The following is a 22,514-nucleotide window of genomic DNA, read 5'->3' on the forward strand; positions in this document are numbered from 1 at the left end:
TTGCCAGAAACGCGCGAAACGGCGATATAAAGGGCGGGAGGTTGGCGCAGGCGTATCGCTCGCCAACCGGGTCAGGTCCGGAAGGAAGCAGCCCTAACGAATCCGATGCGGGTTGCTGTCCAGCCTCTCACTGCCGCTTTGCGCGGCTTCAATTTTCTACCCCTGCTCGCTGCCTTCGCGGCACCAGTTTTCGATGCTGCCTTCGCGGCACCAGTTTTCGATGCCGCCTTCGCGGCTCCAGCCTTCGATGCCGCCTTCGCGGCTCCATGCTCGGGCGCATGACGGTCCGCCTGCCGGATCTGTGACATGAGCAACAGCGATAACGCCCCGGCGCTCCCCATCTCGGAAACTGCGGAAAAAGCGCAGTCCTATCTCGTTCTTGCGCGCAAATATCGCCCGCAGACGCTCGACGACCTCATCGGCCAGGACATCCTCGTCCGAACGCTCCGAAACGCGTTCGCCATGGACCGCATCGCGCAAGCCTATATGCTGACCGGCGTGCGCGGCGTCGGAAAGACCACCACGGCCCGCATTCTCGCCCGCGCGCTGAATTACGAGCGCGACGCCCTGCCCGACCGCCCGACGCTGGACATCGCCGAACTCGGCGTCCACTGCCAGGCGATCATGGATAGCCGCCATGTCGATGTGCTCGAAATGGACGCGGCCTCCAACACCGGCATCGACGACATCCGCGAAATCATCGAGGCGGTGCGCTACAAGCCGGCGTCGGCGCGCTACCGCGTGTTCATCATCGACGAAGTTCACATGCTGTCGAAGTCGGCCTTTAACGGGCTTCTGAAGACGCTCGAAGAGCCGCCGCCGCATGTGAAGTTCATCTTCGCGACCACCGAAATCCGCAAGGTGCCCGTCACGATCCTGTCGCGCTGCCAGCGCTTCGATCTGCGCCGCGTCGAACCGGAGCTTCTGTCCGCCCATTTCGCCCGCATCCTCGAAAAGGAAGGCTATGCCGCCGACGAGTCGGCGCTGGCGCTCATCGCGCGCGCGGCGGAAGGTTCGGTGCGCGACGGGCTGTCGTTGCTCGATCAGGCGCTGACCATGGCGGAAGGCCGCCTTACCGCCGCCGCCGTCCTCGACATGCTGGGCCTTTCTGGCCGCGCCGCGATCTTCGATCTGCTGGAGCGCATTTTCGATGGCGACGCGGCGGGCGCGCTCGCGGCGCTCGGCGCGCTGAACGAACGCGGCGCGGACCCCTCGCTTATCCTCTCGGACGCGGCCGACGCCGTGCATGCTCTGTCGCGGCTCAAGGTTCTGCCGGGCGCCTATCCACCGGACCTGTCCGCCGAGGACAGCGCCCGCGCCGACCGGCTCGCCGCGTCGCTTCCGGTTCCCCGCCTCGCCCTCGCCTGGCAGATGCTTCTGAAGGGTATCGACGAGGCCGCGCGTGCGCCGCGCCCCTTCGCCGCCGCCGAGATGCTCATTATTCGCATGTGCTATACGGCGCAGTTGCCGTCCCCGGCGGATGTCATCGGCGAGTTGAAGCGCGGCGGCGGCGAACGCGCTCCGATTCGCGATTCGGCGTCGGGCGCTCCCTCACCGAGCGCCGGACTCGAAGCAGTGCGTCCCCGCGCCGTCTCGTCGCGCGGCAGCGCAGGCGGACAGGGTGTGGCGAGCGCGCACGAGGAAACCGCGCCACGCTTCGGGTGTTTCGAGGATATCGTCGCCGAGGCGGCGGCCACCCGCGACATCAAGCTCAAGATTGCGCTTGAAGAACAGGTCGAACTGGTGAAATTCGGGCCGGGCTTTCTTGAACTGCGCCTTCTCGAAGGGGCGCCCCAGTCTCTCGCACCCGACCTCGCGAAGAAGCTGCAAGGCTGGACGGGCGAACGCTGGATTGTTTCTCTTTCGGAAGAGCGGGGGATTGCCCCGCTCGGCGCGCGCTTGCGAGATGAAAAGGCGCAGGCCAAGGAAGAAATCCGCAGGCACCCGGCGGTGAAGAGCATTCTTCATCACTTCCCGGACGCCGAGATAACGGATGTGCGAAAGCTCGACTGAATGGCGGCCTGACAAATCGTCCGGCGCGGATTGGTCGATGTGCTGAAACGGGTTCCGGGCTTCGGCCGAGGCTTCGGGATCAAATCAAGGAGAGACTTTTAATGAAGAACATCATGTCGATGATGAAGCAGGCGCAAGAACTGCAAACGAAAATGGCCGAGATACAGACCGAGCTTGAGACCATGCAGGTCGAAGGCACCTCCGGCGGCGGGCTGGTCAAGGTGCGGCTCACCGGGAAGGGCGTGATGGCTGGCCTGTCCATCGACCCGAGCCTCATCAAACCGGAAGAGGCCGAGATCCTCGAAGATCTTATCGTCGCCGCGCACAACGACGCCAAACAGAAATCGGAGCAGGTCATGGCTGAGAAGATGCAGGCGCTGACCGCGGGTCTGCCTTTGCCTCCGGGCCTGAAGCTGTTCTAGCAGGCCGTTCCGATCTGATTGAACCGCCATCGGTGATTGCTGCACGCGGAGTCGGTGGGTCGATCGAGCGCTGCGTTTCTCGCTTCGCCGGTCCGCTTGTCGCGGCTGCTTCAATGGCGCGCTGCCTTGTCGCGACCGGAAACAGCCGTTTTTCAAGAAGGCTCGGTGATGCCAGCCGTCCAAAGGGGGGAAGAATCGGTGATCGGAAATCGATGCATTGCTCCTTCTTGCGACAGCGGTCGCGATTGCCTTGGAAACGGGGCGTGCGGCTCCATTTTACAGAACGTCGCGGGAATGCTAAACCGCAGGAAATTCCACGCAAAACAATAGCGCCCGGATCCTCGGTGTCCCGGCGCTCAAGGATTCATGAATGGCCATTATCCGGCAAAAGACGGGGCTTACCTTCGACGACGTGCTTTTGCGGCCCGGACACTCCGAGGTTCTGCCATCCGAGACGGACGTCACCACTTTCCTTACGCCCACGATCAAGCTCACCATCCCGATCATCTCTTCCGCGATGGACACGGTGACCGAGGGACCGCTTGCCATCGCCATGGCGCAGGCCGGCGGCATCGGTGTTATCCACCGGAATCTCAAACCGGAGGAGCAGGCGCAGCATATCCGCCAGGTCAAGAAGTTCGAGAGCGGCATGGTGGTGAATCCGGTCACCATCTCGCCCACGGCGACGCTGAAGGACGCGCTCGACCTGATGAAGGCGCACGGCATATCCGGCATCCCGGTAGTCGAGGGCGTCGCGAACGGCAATGGCGCGCCGGAAGGCAAGCTCGTCGGCATCCTGACCAACCGCGACGTGCGCTTCGCGAGCAACCCCTCGCAGCCCATCCACGAGCTGATGACGAAGGAAGATCTCATCACGGTAAAGGACGGCATCCCGCGCGACGAAGCGAAGCTGCTGCTTCATAAATATCGCATCGAAAAGCTGATCGTGGTCGACGATAAATTCCGCTGCATCGGCCTCATAACCGTGAAGGACATCGAGAAGGCCGAGCGCCATCCATACGCCAGCAAGGACGATCAGGGACGCCTTCGCGTGGCGGCGGCGTCATCGGTCGGCGAAGACGGCTTCGCGCGGAGCGAAATCCTCATCGACGCGGGCGTCGACGTGCTGGTGATCGATACGGCGCACGGCCACTCGCAGCGCGTGCTCGACGCGGTGGCGCGCATCAAGAAGCAGACGAACTCGGTGCAGATCATCGCGGGCAATGTCGCAACAGCGGACGGCACCAAGGCGCTGATCGACGCGGGCGCGGACGCGGTGAAGATCGGCATCGGGCCCGGCTCCATCTGCACGACGCGCATCGTGGCGGGCGTCGGCGTGCCGCAACTCACCGCGCTGATGGAAGCCGCCGAGGCGGCCGACAAGCACGGCATCCCGGTGATCGCGGACGGCGGCATCAAATATTCGGGCGATATCGCCAAGGCGCTCGCAAGCGGCGCGTCGTCGGTGATGATCGGTTCGCTGCTCGCGGGCACGGATGAAAGCCCAGGCGAAGTCTATCTCTATCAGGGCCGCTCCTACAAGGCGTATCGCGGAATGGGCTCGCTCGGTGCGATGGCGCGCGGCTCGGCCGACCGCTACTTCCAGGCCGAAGTGAGCGACACGCTGAAGCTCGTGCCGGAAGGCATCGAGGGGCAGGTGCCCTACAAGGGGCCGGTCGCGAGCGTGCTGCATCAGCTTGTCGGCGGCCTTCGCGCGGCGATGGGCTACACGGGCACGCGAACGATCAAGGATCTCCACGAAAAGGCGGAGTTCATTCCGATCACCAACGCGGGCCTGCGCGAGAGCCACACGCACGACGTGACGATCACGCGGGAGTCGCCGAATTATCCGATCGGGAACAACTAGCCCAAGTAGACTACAGCGTCGTGCGGCAAGTCAGACGCGGCACGACGCTGTAGGTTCTGTTGTCGATCAGCTTTTCTGGTCAAATCGAGCCCAATTAAACGCAGGCTGATCTAGACGGCTTACCCCGTTCGCAATTCTTGCCAGGAATGCGAGCCGCCGCTGCTCGATCTGCTCACCTGACAGGTAGCCGAGATCGGCAGTTACCCGGCGTCCACGCCAGAACTCGGCAAACGCGGCAATCGCTTCGAGGTTGTCTGTAACGTTTTGCTCGTGGTTGCCGATCAGAAGCGCGTAGTCTGCATTGTTCAGTCGCTCTTCAGTCTCGCGATAGCCGAGGATAACGGGAAGGCCATACATCAGGTATTCAAGCGGCTTTAGCGCCGAATTCGTGTCCATGAAGCGTCGGTGCAGGGCGAGCGTACCTATGCCGACGTCGCTATTCCGATAGATCGCTTCAAGCTGTTCACCAAAGAGCGGCCCGTGGAAGAACACGTTTGGCGGAGGCGAAAGATCCGGCGTGTCGGCGCGCGTAAGGCCGACAATGTTGAAACGGGAGGCGGGCATCGCACGGGCGAGTCGCATGATTTTATCTACGCCATGCCATGCGCCATTATCGGCGAGCTGGGAGCCGACAAACACGAAGGCGGGCGCCATGTTGGCGCTCGCCTTAGTTAGCTGCGGTGGTCCCCACATGCTGTTCGGAATGACGGCGATCGGCTTCCCGAATTGACGGTACTCCGATGCGATATCGTACGAGACCGAAACGAAGCCGTGAACGTGTCGCCACAGTCTGCCTTGCGTCCACGAGCGATAGAGCGCATTGGCCCGTCCCCAAACAACCTCCTGGGCGATGTTCCCGTTCAGCTCCGCTACTGTCGGGGCGAGACGCAAGACCGCGCCGATCCCCGGATACCAGGGTCCGTTCTGGCGGTAATAGATCACATCCGGCCGGTAAGCGCCGACAGCGCCGGCGAGCGTAGGGGCACTGAGCAGCTTGTTTACGAAGCCAAGTCGCGCGTGGCGGAAACGCTCCAGATGATCCTGCCGGATGCAGCCGATAATCTCGCCATGCCTGTCGAATTCGAATGCGCCAGGTTTGCGATGGAGGGGGGTGAGAGAGAAAATGTGCGCCTCATGGCCGGCGGCCTTCCATGAAGATATCTGGCCGAGCATTTTTCGGAGGACGCCTGTGGGCGCGAACGGCGACCATTCTGTGACATACGCGATTTTCATATCAGTTCAGGGGCGCATTGACTTGGATCAGGTTGCATGCGAGCGGAGGGTGGGCGCATAATATTGATCGGCGATACGTCTCTGTTCGCCGACAGCGGGGCTCCAGTCCCAGAGTTCTGGCCGAGCCGTAAACAAGACGACTTTTCAGGCATGGCGCTTCCCCTCAGGCAATAACGACTATGATTGCAGCGACCGCAATGTGGGCATATCCGGGGACCTTGGGCTTATGACCGGCGGGTTTGCCGCGCGGATACTTTCCAGCGCGCCCGCGATCAGATTGCCTACCGCGAAACCTTCGCCTTTACTCAACGCTTGCACTTGAGCTGCTGCGCCCATACGCTTCTGGCGGTCGGGATCGCCGGCCAGCGCTTTCATTGCGGCGGCGTATTCGTCGAGGGCGCCCACACGGATCACGAAGCCATCGACGCCGTCCTCGACAATTTCCAGAGCGGCGCCGACCTGATCTGAGGCGATGACCGGAATCCCCGCAGCCATCGCTTCGTTGACGACTGCCCCCCAGGGCTCGTGCTCGGAAGGGAGTATCAGCGCGGTCGATATTGCCATCAGGGATGCCAGTTTCTTCGGCTCGCTCAACCATCCCGTGAACATGATCCGCGGATCGCCCGCAGCCAGAGATCGGCAGGCCTCCATCAAAGGCCCGTCCCCGACAAGGACGAGATTGGACCGATCATCCAGGCCGCTTCGCTGGAAGGACCGGATTGCGTCGAGAGGCCGCTTGGCTTCGATCAGCCGCCCCACCATGAGAAAGAGCTTCGTCCCCTGAGGAATGCCCAGTTGCGCCCGCAGTGCAAGGTCGGCGCCGGGCTCCTTCATTCGCTCACTCTCTTCGAGATGCAAGGTCGTGTCGGGCGTATTTGGAAAGAAATACATCGGAGCGCCAGTAGGACCGAGCTTTCGCAGGTAATCGGCCGCCTCTTTTCCGACGGGGAGGCCAAAAGACATATTCCGTACGATCCATGAAACGGCCAAGCGCTTTGCGTGCCATCGCCAGCCGGAGCTTGTCGAACTCCGGCAACTCGTCTCGCAAGTAACGGCATAGGGAATATTTCGAGCAATGCACCACCGCGCGGCTCTCATCATGGTCGGATGCACATAACCGCAAAGCACAACTGCATCCGGACGAAAGGCCGAGAGCGATCGAACCACGCCCGGGTTCCATTTGAACGAAAACGGATTGATCTGCCCGCTCGGCCGCCACTGACGCCCCTGAAGAATTTCCCAATCGAGGCCGGAAAAATCGAACGACCAGGAACGCCCGGGTTCGCTCTCTGCGGAGAAGGCGATCTTGAATGGTCCGGGCCAATCCTGTGCGATACGGCGATGCAGTCCGAGCCGATAAGGCGTCGGAATATCGTCAAGGTAATAAAGCCGAGGGTGCGAAGTAGTCATGGGCTCGTTATTGGAATTCATGGGCACGGGCGGGCTCGATCTGATTTTGAATTAGCTCCAGAAAACATGCACGGACCCGATCCGGTCCGAATTCGTCGCGTGCAAGCCGCAATGCATATGCCGACATGGCGGAGTATTGCTCGCGGGTCATGGCGCAGGCTTGCATCATGACTTCGGCAAGCGCCTTGTGATCGCCGGGCGCCGACAGAAAGCCGCTCTTTCCCGGACGAACAAGTTCCGCGACTGCACCGACATCGGTCGCGATTACCGGCAAGCCCGCGCCGAAAGCTTCGAGGATGACCGTCGGCATGCCCTCGGCGTAACTCGGTACGACGAGAAAATCCGCTTTATCAAAGCATTCGCGGAGCTTGTCGCGTTCCTTGATCACCCCGTGAAAACGTACTCTCGGCTGTTGCGTGCTCCGGTTAACGCCGACGACATCAAGAGTGGCATCGGGGCAGGCAGCAACGGCCCTGAGCAGGACCGGAAGCCCTTTGCGCCCTGCATCCCTCCCGACGAACAGAAACCGCCCGCGCGGCAGGGCTCGGGGCTCGCCGGCAAGCAGAAAGCCAGCCGGAACGCAATTTGGCTGAAAAACGATATGCGATGAGTCAGGCCGGATACGCTCGAGAATATCGTTGATCCGCCCGCCTTGGCTGATTGTGACATCCGCCCCGAAGATATGACGGCGCATGAGCGGTCGAAGCGCCCTGAGACGAGCGTTCATCACGAACGATCCCGTGTTTTGAAACATCTCAAGTCCATGAGGGTGGAAAATGATAGGCGCGCGGATTCCACGCTCACGCCGCAAGTAATCCTCCACCAGTGGACCTTCCGAATAAACGAGATCTGGCCGGATATCATCGGCCACGTCGGAAACGGCTCTGCTGAACGCCTGAAGCTGCTTCGCATAATTCCAAGGGCTAAACTTGCCGACCGCCGATCCCACGGGCCACTCCATGTGGACAATTTGCGCGGGAACGTCCGCATCCGCAGGCGGTCGAGCATGGCTCACAACGGCGATGACCTCGAAGCCGGCTGTGCCGAGCCATTCGATCTGTCGGCGTGCGACGGTTTGCATGCCACCAACGACCCATGGCGCGATACCATCAGTAACGTACAATATTCGTGAAGATGGCTTCACCATCCCGGCGCCCCTATCGGCTACTGTCTCGGCTTAAGGCATGTTCACACTTTGGCAGACGCCACCACTGGTGTCGTTACTTGACGCTCTTCAATAAAATTGCAATTATCTGTTGAACGATGGGTCGCAAGTCCCTCCAGAAAATGCAGCAGTTTAGGAAAAGATATTTCGTTGGCGTATATATCGTCAAACGCCATCCTGGCCTCCCTCGAAAACGCAACCCGATTTTCTATGATATCAGATGCGACTGTAGCTATTTCATCAAAGCTCGATATGAGACGAGAAAGCGGTCAGCCTTTCATTCACCGTTGTGTTCTTGTAAATGCAGATTCCGACATCCGCGCTGGCGACCAATTCCCGGATCTGTTCCTCCGGCACCACGTCTGCGGAAACGAACACATTGCGAAGCCGGCGCTGTTCGCAAAATTCCCTTATTTCCGCTGGATCGCCGACGCCGTGCAGAACAAGAACGTAAGCGGCTGGGCATCCGGCCCATGCGTCGATCAAGGCGTCGAGACATCTCGGTCGCAAGGCAAGGGTTCCGAAATACAGGAAAATTCGGCTATCTTCTGGTAGGTCGAATTTTCGATGCCAGTAAGAACTGGACTCAGCCTTCGGAAGCGTCGGCACACCTATCGGAATGAATATTTTCGGTTGAGAAGAGACAATGTTGTGCTTGAACAGAGCCTCGCCGCGAAACTCGTCTTGAATGAGTGTTGCGATAGCACCTTTATGATACATGCACTCGAAAGCAACCTGCTGCTGAAAGATGCTCGCATCTGAAAGTTCTCTAAAATATAGTTCAAGGCTATAATAAATGTAAGGAACGCTATATTTATCCGCGATTGCGCCCGCAAAAATCAGGCCGAGCTTTTCAATTCCGATAATGGCGATTGTTTCGTCTCTGTGCGTTTGCATCCATAGCGAGACAAATTCGAAATCCGAGCCATCGAGGAGGCTTAATGGGTTGGAAAGGCGGGCCAATACCTCCCTCTTCGCTCTTGACTTCAAGCGATCCCAAAGGGTTACGTTCTGCGAGCTTTGATCGCATAATTCAATAATATCAACGTTGGAGTTTCTTAATTTTTCACTATTGATGACCCCGTGTTCCAAGGATGCTTTATCTATGAAAAGCGTAACGAGGTAACCGTGGTCGGAGAGATAATATATAAGATCGCGTGTGTAACTCTGGATACACCAACGATACTGTATTACGACGACGCGTTTTGGCGTAGTTGGAACTTCAAGCATTGAATACAGCCCTGACTCGTTCGGCGACTTCCGCAGCTTGGGATGGTGTGAGAGCCAAGCCACTGGGAATATAGAAGCCTTGGCGAGCTATACGGGAGGCTGTTGGATGGTCGTCTTTCGCGAACAGGCCCATTCGGCTAAATACAGGCTGCTCATGCATGGGCCAGAAGAAAGGACGCGTGCCGACGCGTTTTTGTGCCAACGCCTTCATCGCCGCTGCCGCGCTCAGTTGTCTGGATGTCTCGATCACCAAGCCAAAGACCCAATAAATGTTATCGGCGTAGTCTGTTGCGTCCAAAGGAAGCTGAATTCCGCGTATGTCGGCGAGAAGTTCCGTGTACAACCGCCCCATCGAGCGCTTGCGGGCGACGAATCCATCCAGCCTTTCGAGTTGGGCGAGGCCGATCGCGGCCTGCAGGTTGGTCATTCTCAGATTCCACCCCAAACGTTCGTGCACGAAACGCGCATGGGGCTGAAAGCAAAGGTTCCTGAGGCTGCGGCATATCTCGGCAAGCTCATCGTCATCGGTCAGGATCATCCCGCCTTCGCCCGTCGTCACGTGCTTGTTGGGGTAGAAACTGAAAACGCTGAGGTCGCCGAAGCTGCCGCAGGGCTTGCCGCGATAGGTCTGTCCGTGTGCCTCGGCTGCATCTTCAATGACACGCAGATTATGCCGGCGCGCCAAAGCCAGCACCGGGTCCATGTCGACCGGCAACCCATAGGTATGGACGACCATGATCGCTTTTGTGTGCTGCGTGATACGGCTCTCGATTTGAGAGACGTCCATGTTCCATGTAATGGGATCGGCATCGACGAGAACCGGTTTTGCGCCGGACCGGACGATCTGAGCGATGCACGAAATGATCGTAAAGGCGGGAAGGATGACCTCATCGCCGGGTCCAATTCCCAAAGCCTCGACAGCCGCATCGAGGGCGGCCGTTCCATTAGCCACGGCGATTCCGTGTTTTCTGCCGCACCGCGCCGCAAATTTATCCTCGAACTCTCGAACGAAAGGCCCCTCGGATGAAATCCAGCCAGTCTCGATGCACTGGTTGAGATAGGCTTTCTCATTGCCATCGAGCAGTGGCTCATTGACCGGAATGAAGTCCATCTAGCGTACCTTCTTCATCACGATACAAACGCCCCAGGTATTCTCGCCCGGCTTCTGCCCGGTCAGAAATTCTTCAGCCGCCACTCTTTCAAAGCCGCTGTGCTCGGCGATAAGGTCAAGTTCAGGCAGGGAAAAATGACGCATGGGATGTGTCTCATCGACCTTCTGAACGCCTCCCGATTTGACGTCTTCGACAAACACCAGATAGTTCACGTCCACGACATTCTCGTTCGGGCGCGGGTATGGCTCTGCGATGCGGGTTATCTCGGTCGTCGCGTCTGATATCCGCTTGACCCGCACGGCTGGCTTCTGAGAGTAAACGGCCGGACTGTACCAGACATCGAAGATAAAGATCCCGCCTTGCTTCAAGTGTAAAGCCGCTCGGTCGAACAAGGCGCAAACAGCCGAGTTCGAGGTCTGGTAGCAAACAACATGAAACAACGCCAAAACTGCATCGAATCGATAGCCGAGATCGAGAGTGCAGACATCTCCTTGCCGACAGGAAAAGCCCTCTGTTTCGGTGGACGCCGCGATCATCTCGGGGCTCCGCTCGATCCCCAGGACTCGATAACCCCGTTCAGCGAAGAGCCGACCATGGCGCCCGGTCCCCGAGCCGAATTCCAGCAGTTCTCTTCCACTGCCGTATGCCTTGAGCAGCCGTGCGATATAGTCTGCCTCCGAGACGTAGTCCTTGTCTCGGTAGAGGAGATCGTAGTAACGACTGTATGCATCAAAAACGTCGGCCATCGGCGAGCGCTCCTCAGCGGTATTTCAGCTCGGTGGGAAGGTTCGGCTCGAACCGGCTCTTGTCGGCATCGCCCGCATATGGGCCCTGCTTGACCTCGATGATCTCGGTCGGCTCCAGCATTTCAAAGCCGTGGCCGCCACGAGCGAGCAGGATGACATCGCCGGCTTCCAGGATCGTGCTCTCAAGGTATTGCTGGTCTTCGCCATAGAAATCGACACGCAAACGGCCGCTCCTGATAAACAAGACTTCTGTGGTGTACTCCACCTGTCGTGAAACTGGATTGTGAACGTGCGGGGGGATGACGTGGCCGGCGGCGCGATTCATATAGCCGAGCTGCTGCGAGCAGGTGTCCGGTGTAAAGAAACCGATGCCCTGAGCGGTAAAGGATCGCCGAACGACGATAGCGAGTTCGAGCGTATTATATACTATTCTTTCAATCATCGGTCGAACCGCTTCGATAATGGAATTCCCATGTGCAGCTATTGTCTATTCGCCGAGAACATCATTCCGTAATGACGAAATGGCCCGGCCATGCTTTGTGGAAACTCGGCTATCAGGGCGTAGCCGCGAGATGACATCTCTTCCGCAAATCTCTTGCGCGATATCGCCCAGACCGGGTAGGAGGCAGAATAGTACTTTTCTGGATCCGGGCGTTGAACGAAAATTTCATGCTCCGGCTGTTCCGACATGAGCAACCTGTCGATCCCGATGATGCGAACATCGGATGCGACAAGCCGGTCGATTATGCTCATGGGCGCGTCTAGATATTGAAGGGAACCGCTGAACAGCACGGAAGCAGGGAGCCGTCCCAATGTGGCAGACGCCTCGTCCAGAGTTTCGAAAAAGCGCACGCCGTCCCGTTCAAACTCGTCCCGCCCGATCCGGACAATATCGGGTCTCTCCACAATGACCCAGTTGCATCGATGCTCCGAGACAGCGTTGGCTATGATAGCCCTGTTTTGAATGTAGTTCGTTCCGAGCGATCCGCCGAAATCCAGGATGTCCACCGCCCCATTGCTCTCCTGGATCGCCATGACAAGGAACGCAAGTATTGCACTTGAATAGACGACGGAGTTGCGAGCGATGGTATCCTGCTGGAACCTGATGTTTCCATCCCGGACGGCCCGCGAGATGTCACGGGTCTTTTCGGTTATGACCGGCGCATCCCAGCCAGTTGAATTAGCAACCGCCGCGTTCCAATCCCCGAATGGCCCTTCAAACCCGCCGGCACCCGCAGGAGCGCGCCGCCAGTCCCTCGCAATATCGACAAGAATAGGTGGGGTTATGCTTTTGAAGAACTGCTTGCCCGCTGCCGTGATCATTGATGGCACTCCTCATTCTTGACCATCCACGAGGTGGGTAGGAAGACGATCCCATGGTCGGCCGTTACGGTCGTCCCGCCATAGGATGGATGCCCCGCAAGAACTTCGAACTCAGCCGCGCTTTCAACCCAATCGAAATTGCTAAGACATGCCGCGTCGGTTACCCATGGGTCGACAAAGTACAGTCGTGGATAGAGCAGGACGTTTTCCATCCTCATTTTCACCGTGACGACACCCTCGACAACGCCGAATTTGAGATCGTAATGCGATGTACGGCAGTCGGCGACTCTCACGCCGGTCGCGGTGACCACATTCACGCCGAAAATTGGATTCGTTACTCGTTCGAGAAACTCGACGCTGAATTCAATTTCCAAAGTGCCACCCATTCCGATCGTAGACGTGTCGTTACCATCGCCGTCACGGATGGCGATGCTGCGGACGCGCGCCTGACCCGAACCGGTTCGCCGCCAATGCGTATCGTTCGTCGAGGCACGGTTCGCCGCCATATTCAAATACATCGATATTGCTTCGCTCGTTGAGCCGCGGAACTCCATACGCCCCTCGCGAAGCAAGGCTGCGCTGGAGCAGAGGGACTTTATGGCCCCGATATTGTGGCTGACGAAAAGCACGGTACGCCCGACAGCGGCCACCGACTGCATCTTGCCGAGGCATTTCTTCTGAAACTCGACATCGCCAACCGCGAGTACCTCGTCGACGACCAGGATCTCGGGTTCGAGATGCGCCGCGACGGCGAAGGCAAGCCGGACATACATGCCCGAGGAATAGCGCTTTACTGGAGTGTCGAGGAATTTTTCTACCTCGGCGAAGGCGACGATCTCATCGAACTTGCGTTTGATCTCGGAGCGGCTCATGCCGAGGATGGCACCGTTGAGGAAGATGTTTTCGCGCCCGGTCAATTCGGGATGAAAGCCGGTGCCGACTTCGAGCAAGCTCGCGACGCGCCCCTTGATCTCGACACGCCCCGCGCTCGGCTCGGTGATACGTGAAAGGATCTTTAGCAACGTCGACTTGCCGGCGCCGTTCCGCCCGATAATCCCGACGACTTCGCCGCGCCGGACCTCGAAGTTGACGTCTTGCAGCGCCCAGAACTCTTCGACTTCGTCGCCGGTTATGAGCTGACTACCACGCAGCATATCCTTGGCCGAGCGAACCATGCCCTTTACGGAGCGGCCGACAACATCGCGAAGCGCAGTGTAGCGCTCACGGTCGGTCTCATGGCCGATCAGATAGTGCTTGCCGAGATTTTCTGCTCGAATGACAATATCGCTCATAGACTATACCATATCCGCGAATGTCTTTTCGGTTTTCCGGAAATATCGGATGCCGAACCACAAGAAGAAGGCGACGACAGCCAGGCTCATCACGAAGCCGGGCATGTAGAGCGGGCTTTCTCCGCCGAGCAGGCACCAGCGGAAGCCGTCGATGACGCCGACCATCGGATTGAGGCTGTACAGGAAGCGCCACTCATCGGGAACAACCGCGCTGGTAAAGCCGACAGGCGATACGTAAAGGCCGAATTGTACGATAAACGGAATGATGTAGCGAAAATCGCGGTACTTGACGTTGAGGGCTGTGATCCAGAGCGCCGGCCCGAGACTGGCGACGATGGCTAGAAGAACGAAAGCCGGCAGGAAGATGATTTGCCACCCGGGCAAGAAGCCGTACCAGGCCATGATCAGCGCCAGCAGGGCAAGGTTTATCAGGAAATCGACGAGCGCGACGACGGCGGATGCACACGGAATAACGAGGCGGGGGAAATAGACTTTCGAGATCAGGTTGGCGTTGCCGATCAGGCTGTTGGAGGCTTCCGAGAGAACGCTTGAAAATAGAAACCAGGGTAACATGCCGGCAAAGACCATCACCGCGTAGGGCGCCGCGCCCGCACTCGGCAGGCCGGCGACCTTGCTGAAAATGACCGTGAACACCACCATGGTCAGGAACGGTCGTATGACCGCCCATAGCACACCGATCGCCGTCTGCTTGTAGCGCACCGCGACGTCGCGCCATGCGAGAATGGCGAACAACTCCCGATAGTGCCAGAGATCGGACCAGTAATTCCGCTCGGCGCGCCCCGCCTCCAGAATGACAAGGCGTTCCGAGTGAGACCTTCCGGCGTCACGCGGCTCTGCCCCATGCATCGATCGGGTCGAATGCTGTTCCGCAAGGCTCATACGGTTGCCCCCGCCAGTACGATTCTTGACCATGTGCGCGAACCGGCGCCACTCGGGCCGACTGACCGGCTGTTGGCCGGAGAGATAGTATCGAGGCTCGAAATCCAGTGGCTCGCAGGTGTCGAGAAACCGGTCTTTCGACGCCGTGTTATCGATGACGGCAACGCAGTCGAGGGGCTGTGCGCCAAGGCTTCCTTGAATGCAACGCCATCGGAAGGCAGCGCAATCAGGTGCTGTGCCAGTCTGGCCAGCAGGACGCTGTCGACCAAGGGGACGCGCACTTCGAGAGAGTGCGCCATGCTCGCCCAGTCGGTATCGCGCAACAGTTGGTTGCGCATGTAAAGCGACGACTCGAGAATCGCCACTCTTGCATGGGGTGATCGGGGGCAGGGAGTAAGCTCACCTTCGACACGCATCAGCGGTGCGAGGCGGCGTAGACCTTCGCCGGCGAGATCGCGGCCCAATATGTTCTGGAGTTCCCATGGCATGAAGAGACCGCGCCGCAAGAGATATGCTCCCGCGTAAGTTCCACCCAATTCGGCAAGCCCGGCCAGTTTAGGGTTCAGGCCAAGCAGTCCTGCGAACCCCTCGCCGACCTTGCGGGCAAGTCTGCCAAACCGCGGCAAACGTGACGGCGCTCCGATCAGTTGCACAGCCCTCGGCACGTCGCGGAACGATGGATAACCTCCGAACAGTTCGTCACCGCCCAAACCGGACAACGCGACTTTGAGTCCGAGTTCGTGAGCTGCCTTCGAAACGAACCACGTGTTGACGCCATCGATCGACGGCTGATCCATGACGTCGAGAATACGAGGAAGGTCTGCCTTGAATTCGGCTTCGGAAACCCTTCGGGTTGTGTGGCGGGTACCGTAAAGCCGGGCAACTGTTTCGGCGAGCGGCGCCTCGTCGTTCGGGCTCTCCCTGAACTCGTCGAAAGCCAGGGTCACGGTCTGAATGTCTTCCTGACCGGCATCCCGCATGAGACCGACAAGGGCCCCGGAATCCACACCGGCGGAAAGAAATGCGCCGACGGGGACATCGGCCACGAGATGATGACGCACGCTGTCAAGCAGCGCCTCGCGAAAATCTTCCCGCCAGTCGGACGCGCCCGGACACTGCGATCTTTCGGCATCGGCATAGATTCGGGCGATCGAATAATAACTTTCGGGACCTGCTACACCCTTTCCGCTGACGGTAAGTGTGGTCCCGGCGGGGAGCGCGCGTATAGCTTTATATAAGGTCAACGGCTCCGGGATATTACCCCAGAGAAAAAAGCCCGCCTGACCCGCCGGATCGTGCTCCCTCGAAATATTGTTGCCTGCAAGGAGCGCCTTGACCTGACTCGCAAACCGGAACGTCGAACCGTCATCGGCATAATATAGCGGCTTGATGCCATAGGGATCACGCGCAAGAAAGAGATTCTGACGCTCGGCATCCCATATCGCAAAGGCGAACATACCGCGCAGGTCATGCACCATCGCGGCCCCCTTCTCCGCGTAGAGGTGCAGCAGAACCTCCGTATCCGAGTTGCTTTGGAAGCGGTGTCCTTGTCGCTCCAGCCGCTGGCGTAAATCTCGATAATTGTATATCTCACCGTTGAAGGTCACGACACGCCGCCCGTCGGCACCGACCATGGGCTGGGCGCCTGCTTCCGTGAGATCGATGATCGACAACCTGCGGTGGCCCAGCCCGACGCGGCAATCGTCTCTCAGCCAAAACCCTTCCGCGTCGGGACCGCGCTTCGCCATGTGGTCGCGGGTGCGGATCAACTCGCTTCGATCAACGGGATCAGCCGAGTCGCCGTAAGAAAAAATACCATTAATGCCGCACATTTCGGGTCACGAGAGGTGTTTCGGTTGATATTCGACTGGCGCTGTCGGTTTCATGTCGGCCGGTGCCAAGCCACTGGGTTTGTCCTGCGATCTTCCAATGCAGCCGCCTCGCTGTGCAGTGTTGTTTTGGATCAGGTGGTGGCTGGATACCCGCCAAGTGTCCCGAGACCGAAACCGCACTTCGGGTCAGATACGATCACCCGAAGTAATCATGTTTCCGCATATATGCAAAATGCGAATATAAGGTAATATCTCAACTCCACACTCCGATCTAGACTACTTGGCTGAGATACTACATAATAAACAATGTTGGACATAAGCGTTTAATGTACCACGCTATCTGTCTCCGATGCGACACGAGAGAAGGATAGCTATGCAGCACTGAAACACATCACGAACGATACTGTCTTTTGCTCGTCGATCACCGAAATCACCGAAGAATTTCCGAACTTCTAGACGATTATATCAAGATAGGCAATGCTCGTATCGGCTTTTTCAACGTCCTGTTGATAATTCGGCTATGCCCTTCCAATCCGACGCTTCGGCTTTACGTCGCGGTTCCACGGGACGACGCCGCGCGGAGCGGGTCCGAGCGCCGACAAGGTCCCTGCTCCCTGTCCGTTCGCGCGGCCGTTTATTTCTCGCTGGCACCACGCCTCTCCCGTGGCATAAGAGTGGCGAAGCGCGCGCAGGCAGCGCCGAGCGCGACAGCGCATCCGAGGATTTCTCAGCATCGCCGGTGGTCATGGTTCGTCTCGAAAACATCAGCAAGCAGCACGGCAATCACCTGCTGTTCATCGAGGCTTCGGCGTCGCTCCTGAAAGGCGAAAAGGCTGGCCTCGTCGGTCCCAACGGGGCGGGCAAGTCGTCCCTGTTCCGAATGATCACCGGACAGGATGAGCCGGACGAAGGTCAGGTGGCGATCGATCGCGGCACCACCATCGGCTATTTCAATCAGGATGTCGGCGAGATGTCCGGCCATAGCGCCGTGATCGAGGTCATGAACGGCGCGGGCCCCGTCAGCGCGGTTGCGGAAGAACTCAGGGAGCTTGAGGCCGCCATGGCGGACCCCGACCGCGCCGACGAGATGGACGCGATCATCGAGCGCTACGGCGAAGTCCTTCACCATTTCGAGGAACTCGACGGCTACGCCCTCGAAGCCCGCGCGCGCGAAGTGCTCGCCGGACTCTCCTTCAGCCAGGAGATGATGGACGGCGATGTCGGCAAGCTTTCCGGCGGCTGGAAGATGCGCGTCGCTCTCGCGCGGATCCTCCTGATGCGCCCCGACGCGATGCTTCTGGACGAGCCGAGCAACCATCTCGACCTCGAAAGCCTGATCTGGCTCGAACAGTTCCTCAAGAACTACGACGGCGCGCTCTTGATGACCTCGCACGACCGCGAGTTCATGAACCGCATCGTCAACAAGATCGTCGAAATCGACGGCGGCTCGCTCACAAGCTACTCCGGCGACTACGAGTTCTACGCGCAGCAGCGCGAACTCGCCGAGAAGCAGCAACAGGCGCAATTCGAACGCCAGCAGGCGATGCTGGCCAAGGAAATCAAGTTCATCGAACGCTTCAAGGCGCGCGCCAGCCACGCCTCGCAGGTGCAGAGCCGCGTCAAGAAGCTCGAAAAGATCGACCGCGTCGAGCCGCCCCGGCGGCGCCAGAGCGTGCAATTCGATTTCCCGCCCGCGCCGCGCTCCGGCAACGACGTCGTGGCGCTCAAGGCCATTCACAAGCGCTACGGCAGCAAGATCATCTACGAGGGCCTCGATTTCGCGATCCGGCGCAAGGAGCGGTGGTGCGTGATGGGCGTCAACGGCGCTGGCAAGTCGACGCTGCTGAAACTGGTCGCTGGCGCGAGCGAGCCCGATCAGGGCTCGGTGACCATCGGCGCCAGTGTGAAGATGGGTTATTTCGCCCAGCACGCGATGGAAACGCTCGACGGCGACGCGACGATTTTCCAGTCTCTCGAACATGCGTTCCCGCAGGCGGGACAGGGGACGCTGCGCACGCTCGCGGGATGCTTCGGCTTCTCCGGCGACGATGTCGAAAAGAAATGCCGCGTGCTGTCGGGCGGTGAGAAGGCGCGACTCGCGATGGCTATCATGCTGTTCGATCCGCCGAACTTCCTCGTGCTCGACGAACCCACCAACCATCTCGACATGGCAACGAAGGAAATGCTCATCAAGGCGCTCGCGCAATATGAGGGCACGATGCTGTTCGTCTCGCATGACCGCCATTTTCTCGCTGGCCTGTCAAACCGCGTGCTCGAACTGACACCCGAGGGCGTGCATATTTATAATGGCGGCTACACGGAATATGTCGCGCGCACGGGCCATGAGGCGCCCGGCCTGCATAGCTGACGGCGAACGCGCCCGCTCGATACGACGCCATGAAGTTCGCAACACCGCTGCCGATTGACGACGTTCTCGACGCGTTGCAGGGCGCGCTCGCCGCGCGCGCGTCGGCTGTGCTCGTCGCGCCGCCGGGAGCCGGCAAGACGACGCGCGTACCGCTCGCGCTCATCGACGAAGGCTGGCTTCAGGGCGGCAAGATCCTCGTGCTGGAGCCGCGCCGCATCGCCGCGCGGGCAGCGGCCGAGCGCATGGCGCATACGCTATCGGAGGCCGTCGGCGAGCGGATCGGGCTTCGCGCGCGCATGGTCTCGAAATCGGGGCCGAAGACGCGCATCGAGGTCGTCACCGAAGGCGTGTTCACCCGCATGATCCTCGACGATCCCGAGCTTTCCGGCGTCGGCGCGGTGCTGTTCGACGAGTTCCATGAGCGCTCGCTCGACGCGGACCTCGGCCTTGCCCTGGCGCTCGACTGTCAGCGCGGCCTTCGCGAAGATCTGCGTGTCCTGCCGATGTCGGCGACGCTAGACGGCGCCCGGGTTGCGAAGCTTCTCGGCGACGCCCCCGTGATCGAGAGCGAAGGCCGCGCATTCCCGGTCGAGACGCGCCATCTCGGCCGCGACGCCAATGCGCGCATCGAGGACCAGATGGCGGACGCAGTGATGCGTGCGCTGCGAGCCGAGACGGGCTCCATCCTCGCATTCCTGCCGGGGCAAGGCGAAATCCGCCGTGTCGAGGAGCGGCTGAAGGAGCGCATCGCCGATCCGGTGGTCGTGGTGGCGCCACTTTACGGCGCGATGGATGCGAAGGCGCAGGATCTCGCGCTCGAACCGGCGCGCGCGGACTCGCGCAAGGTCGTGCTCGCGACCTCCATCGCCGAAACGTCGATCACCATCGAGGGCGTGCGCGTGGTCATCGACTGCGGTCTTGCGCGCGTGCCGCGTTTCGAGCCGGATGTCGGCGTGACGCGCCTCGAAACCGTGCGTGTGTCTCGCGCCGCCGCCGATCAGCGCCGAGGTCGCGCGGGCCGCACCGAACCCGGCGTTTGCTATCGCCTGTGGGACGAGGCGCAGACCCAGAGCCTGCCCGCTTACGCCGAGCCGGAAATTCGTTCCGCCGACCTTTCCGGCCTGCTGCTTGATTGCGCCGAATGGGGCGCGACCGACCCGCTTTCGCTGTCGTGGATCGATCCGCCGCCCGCAGCCGCCATCGACGCCGCGCGCGAAGAACTGACGGAGTTGGAAGCGCTCGACGCCAAAGGCCGCATCACCGACATGGGCAAGCGGCTCCGGTCGTTGCCCTTGCCGCCTCGGCTCGCCCGCATGGTGATCGCTGCCGCCGAACTCGGCCACGCGGAGGATGCGGCCGAAATCGCCGCGCTCATGGTGGAACGCGGGCTTGGCGGCACCGACGCCGATCTTGCGCATCGGCTGGAAGCATTCCGCCGCGACCGCTCGCGGCGCGCGGGCGATATGCGCAAGCTGGCGGCGGGCTGGGGGCGGATGGCAAGCGCGGGCCGTCCAACTCAGCCTCGCGAGAATTTGTCGCTCGCGCGGCTGCTGGCGCTCGCCTTTCCGGAGCGGATCGCCAAGGCGCGCGGCGCTCCCGGCCAGTTCATCCTCGCCAACGGACGCGGCGCCAACTTGGACGCCGCGCATCCTCTGGCGCGCTCACCCTACATCGTCGCGGCCGAGCTGTCGGGATCGGCTGCAACGACGCGCGTCCTGCTCGCGGCGACGGCCGATGAAGCGGACGTGATCGCAGCCGCAGGACACCGCATCCGCGAGGCAGATGAGGTCGACTTCGATCCGGCTGCGGCGGCGCTCCGGGCGCGGCGGGTTCGGCGGCTCGACGCCATCACGCTGACAAGCGAGCCGCGCGCGGTAGCGGTGAGCGAGGCGACCGCGCGGTTGCTCGCTGAAGGCGTCGCAAAACTCGGACTGGACCGCCTGCCGTGGAGCAAGGCGCAACTTCAGCTCCGCCATCGCGTCGGCTTCCTGCGCGCCGCCGAGGGCGAAGAATGGCCCGACCTCTCCGACGCCCCCCTCGGCGAAACCGCTGCGGCGTGGCTCGCGCCTTTCCTCGCCGGCAAGACGAAGCTTTCCGAAATCGGCGCGGATGATTTGGGCACGGCGCTCGCCGCGCTTTTGCCGTGGCACCTGAACCGGCGCATGGACGACGAAGCGCCGACGCATTTCGAGGCGCCCACCGGCAACCGCCACGCCATCGATTACGAGACGGCTGGCGCGCCCGCGCTCCATATCCGCGTGCAGGAATTGTTCGGCCTGACGCAGCATCCATGCATCGCGGGCGGCAGGTTGCCGCTTACGCTGCACCTGCTGTCGCCCGCGCATCGGCCGATCCAGATCACGCGCGACCTGCCGGGCTTCTGGAAGGGATCGTGGGCGGCGGTCAAGGCCGAGATGAAAGGCCGCTATCCGCGGCACCCGTGGCCCGACGATCCCGCTTCCGCCGCTCCGACAGCGCGGGCCAAGCCGCGCGGGACGTGAAGCGTCAGCGCTCCGAAGGGCTGAAATTGCTGAGATGGCCTGCGCGCTCGGCCGCAGCGCGCGCCGCCTTGAGCTTGGCCTTTGTCTTGCCATGGATGACGATGCGCGACATCAGGCGCGACATGGTGTCGTTGCCGCAGTTCGGGCAGGCAGGCTTGGCGGACGCGCTGACGAGCAGTTCGACGTCGCTGTCGCATTTGTCACAATGAAAGCCGTAAAGCGGCATTGGAGGCTCCTCGGTCCACGTCACGCGACCTGAATATTTGATTTTTGTACAGGTTTGGAGCGAAAAGCGCTCCGCAACCCACATTCAAGCGCCTTGCTTGCATGAAACGGGCCAGCCGAAACTGCGGCCGATGGGCGTCCGCCGATGCTCCGCTCCCTCGCCCGCGCAGCCCACAGGACGCCAATCGCTCACGCCATTTACGATTTCTTCTGAATTTCGGCAGGCGCAAGGCAACGCTGCCAAGATTTGACCGTCTTTCGCAGGCTAACGCTCTAGCGAAGCAATTCGGCCGTAACCTCCGAGGATCGAATCGATGAACGCACGGATTATGCCACGCCCCGCGCTATTCGGGATCGCATGCGCCATGGTCTTCGCCACTTCGCTGGCGGTAGCTCAGGAACCTGACGAGGCGAAGGCGCCGACGGTTTCGGCGGCGGCCGAAAGCGCCGACCCCGCCGCGCCGAAGCCCGCCGCCGCTGAAAAGCCCGCCGCCGAGCCCGCGAAGGAAGCTGTGAAGGCCGATGAGGCGAAGAAGCCCGCTCCGGTCGAGGCCGCCAAGGCGGACGAGCCTGCGAAGGTTGTTCAGCCCGTCGCCGCTGAGAAGCCCGCCGCCGAGCCCGCGAAGGAAGCTGTGAAGGCCGACGAGGCGAAGAAGCCCGCTCCGGTCGAGGCCGTCAAGGCGGACGAGCCTGCGAAGGTTGTTCAGCCCGCCGCCGCCGAGAAGCCCGCCGCCGAGCCCGCGAAGGAAGCTGTGAAGGCCGACGAGGCGAAGAAGCCCGCTCCGGTCGAGGCCGCCAAGGCGGACGAGCCTGCGAAGGTTGTTCAGCCCGTCGCCGCTGAGAAGCCCGCCGCCGAGCCCGCGAAGGAAGCTGTG

The 22,514-nt window shown here is 60.6% G+C and carries 18 protein-coding genes, 1 other RNA gene and 1 pseudogene; 7 read left to right on the forward strand and 13 right to left on the reverse strand.

Annotated features, from left to right (window positions below):
• Window positions 1-35: 35 nt before the first annotated feature.
• The 4 genes from ffs (at window position 36) to guaB (ending at window position 4,302) form a co-directional block, all read left to right on the forward strand.
• Window positions 36-132, forward strand: an RNA gene (ffs, locus tag KKP04_RS02640) — signal recognition particle sRNA small type.
• Window positions 133-306: 174 nt separating this feature from the next.
• Window positions 307-2,013, forward strand: a complete 1,707-nt coding sequence (locus KKP04_RS02645) for a DNA polymerase III subunit gamma/tau (protein ID WP_215026229.1) — start codon at window positions 307-309, stop codon at window positions 2,011-2,013.
• 101 nt (window positions 2,014-2,114) lie between these two features.
• Entirely contained in the window at window positions 2,115-2,435 is a 321-nt protein-coding gene (locus KKP04_RS02650; protein WP_215026232.1) for a YbaB/EbfC family nucleoid-associated protein, read from the forward strand.
• A 370-nt stretch (window positions 2,436-2,805) separates the two neighbouring features.
• Complete coding sequence (gene guaB / locus KKP04_RS02655; protein ID WP_215026235.1) at window positions 2,806-4,302, forward strand: IMP dehydrogenase; 1,497 nt, start codon at window positions 2,806-2,808, stop codon at window positions 4,300-4,302.
• Between the two features lie 66 nt (window positions 4,303-4,368).
• On the opposite strand, the gene KKP04_RS02660 is transcribed toward guaB, so the two are convergent.
• The 12 genes from KKP04_RS02660 to asnB all read right to left on the reverse strand — a co-directional run bounded on the left by KKP04_RS02660 (window position 4,369) and on the right by asnB (window position 16,545).
• Entirely contained in the window at window positions 4,369-5,535 is a 1,167-nt protein-coding gene (locus KKP04_RS02660; protein WP_215026238.1) for a glycosyltransferase, read from the reverse strand.
• 177 nt (window positions 5,536-5,712) lie between these two features.
• Window positions 5,713-6,945, reverse strand: coding sequence for a glycosyltransferase family 4 protein (locus KKP04_RS02665; protein ID WP_215026241.1), 1,233 nt, complete (start codon window positions 6,943-6,945; stop codon window positions 5,713-5,715).
• Window positions 6,946-6,952: 7 nt separating this feature from the next.
• On the reverse strand, window positions 6,953-8,092 hold the full coding sequence (locus tag KKP04_RS02670; protein ID WP_215026244.1) for a glycosyltransferase family 4 protein: 1,140 nt from the start codon (window positions 8,090-8,092) through the stop codon (window positions 6,953-6,955).
• Window positions 8,093-8,133: 41 nt separating this feature from the next.
• A complete protein-coding gene (locus KKP04_RS02675; RefSeq protein ID WP_215026247.1) occupies window positions 8,134-8,286 on the reverse strand; it encodes a hypothetical protein in 153 nt (50 codons plus the stop codon).
• A gap of 64 nt (window positions 8,287-8,350) precedes the next feature.
• On the reverse strand, window positions 8,351-9,340 hold the full coding sequence (locus tag KKP04_RS02680; RefSeq protein ID WP_215026250.1) for a hypothetical protein: 990 nt from the start codon (window positions 9,338-9,340) through the stop codon (window positions 8,351-8,353).
• Window positions 9,333-10,451 carry a DegT/DnrJ/EryC1/StrS aminotransferase family protein gene (locus KKP04_RS02685; RefSeq protein WP_215026253.1) on the reverse strand — a complete coding sequence of 373 codons (1,119 nt, stop codon included), beginning with the start codon at window positions 10,449-10,451 and terminating at the stop codon, window positions 9,333-9,335. The genes KKP04_RS02680 and KKP04_RS02685 overlap by 8 nt, the downstream gene beginning before the upstream one ends.
• Complete coding sequence (locus KKP04_RS02690) at window positions 10,452-11,198, reverse strand: class I SAM-dependent methyltransferase (RefSeq protein WP_215026257.1); 747 nt, start codon at window positions 11,196-11,198, stop codon at window positions 10,452-10,454.
• Window positions 11,199-11,211: 13 nt separating this feature from the next.
• Window positions 11,212-11,640, reverse strand: a complete 429-nt coding sequence (locus tag KKP04_RS02695; RefSeq protein WP_215026260.1) for a hypothetical protein — start codon at window positions 11,638-11,640, stop codon at window positions 11,212-11,214.
• 38 nt (window positions 11,641-11,678) lie between these two features.
• Window positions 11,679-12,521, reverse strand: a complete 843-nt coding sequence (locus KKP04_RS02700; RefSeq protein ID WP_215026263.1) for a methyltransferase, TIGR04325 family — start codon at window positions 12,519-12,521, stop codon at window positions 11,679-11,681.
• Window positions 12,518-13,813 (reverse strand): ABC transporter ATP-binding protein, encoded by a 1,296-nt coding sequence (locus tag KKP04_RS02705; protein ID WP_215026266.1) that lies wholly within the window; start codon window positions 13,811-13,813, stop codon window positions 12,518-12,520. The genes KKP04_RS02700 and KKP04_RS02705 overlap by 4 nt, the downstream gene beginning before the upstream one ends.
• Window positions 13,814-13,816: 3 nt before the next feature.
• A complete protein-coding gene (locus tag KKP04_RS02710; protein ID WP_251133854.1) occupies window positions 13,817-14,713 on the reverse strand; it encodes an ABC transporter permease in 897 nt (298 codons plus the stop codon).
• The gene (asnB, locus tag KKP04_RS02715; protein WP_215026269.1) at window positions 14,710-16,545 is read right to left on the reverse strand and encodes an asparagine synthase (glutamine-hydrolyzing); all 1,836 of its coding nucleotides are present in this window, start codon (window positions 16,543-16,545) and stop codon (window positions 14,710-14,712) included. Before asnB ends, KKP04_RS02710 begins: the two co-directional genes overlap by 4 nt.
• Window positions 16,546-17,290: 745 nt before the next feature.
• On the opposite strand from asnB, the gene KKP04_RS02720 reads away from it, so the two are divergent.
• Together KKP04_RS02720 and hrpB are read left to right on the forward strand one after the other, a co-directional pair.
• The gene (locus KKP04_RS02720) at window positions 17,291-18,913 is read left to right on the forward strand and encodes an ABC-F family ATP-binding cassette domain-containing protein (protein ID WP_215026317.1); all 1,623 of its coding nucleotides are present in this window, start codon (window positions 17,291-17,293) and stop codon (window positions 18,911-18,913) included.
• Between the two features lie 29 nt (window positions 18,914-18,942).
• Window positions 18,943-21,414 (forward strand): ATP-dependent helicase HrpB, encoded by a 2,472-nt coding sequence (hrpB, locus tag KKP04_RS02725; protein WP_215026272.1) that lies wholly within the window; start codon window positions 18,943-18,945, stop codon window positions 21,412-21,414.
• Window positions 21,415-21,418: 4 nt separating this feature from the next.
• On the opposite strand, the gene KKP04_RS02730 is transcribed toward hrpB, so the two are convergent.
• On the reverse strand, window positions 21,419-21,640 hold the full coding sequence (locus tag KKP04_RS02730; RefSeq protein ID WP_215026275.1) for a zinc ribbon domain-containing protein: 222 nt from the start codon (window positions 21,638-21,640) through the stop codon (window positions 21,419-21,421).
• Between the two features lie 364 nt (window positions 21,641-22,004).
• Here KKP04_RS02730 and KKP04_RS02735 point away from each other — a divergent pair.
• A pseudogene (locus KKP04_RS02735) lies at window positions 22,005-22,514 on the forward strand (hypothetical protein); the annotation flags it as partial.

Source organism: Rhodomicrobium sp. Az07 (assembly GCF_018619475.1).
Taxonomy (GTDB): domain Bacteria; phylum Pseudomonadota; class Alphaproteobacteria; order Rhizobiales; family Rhodomicrobiaceae; genus Rhodomicrobium.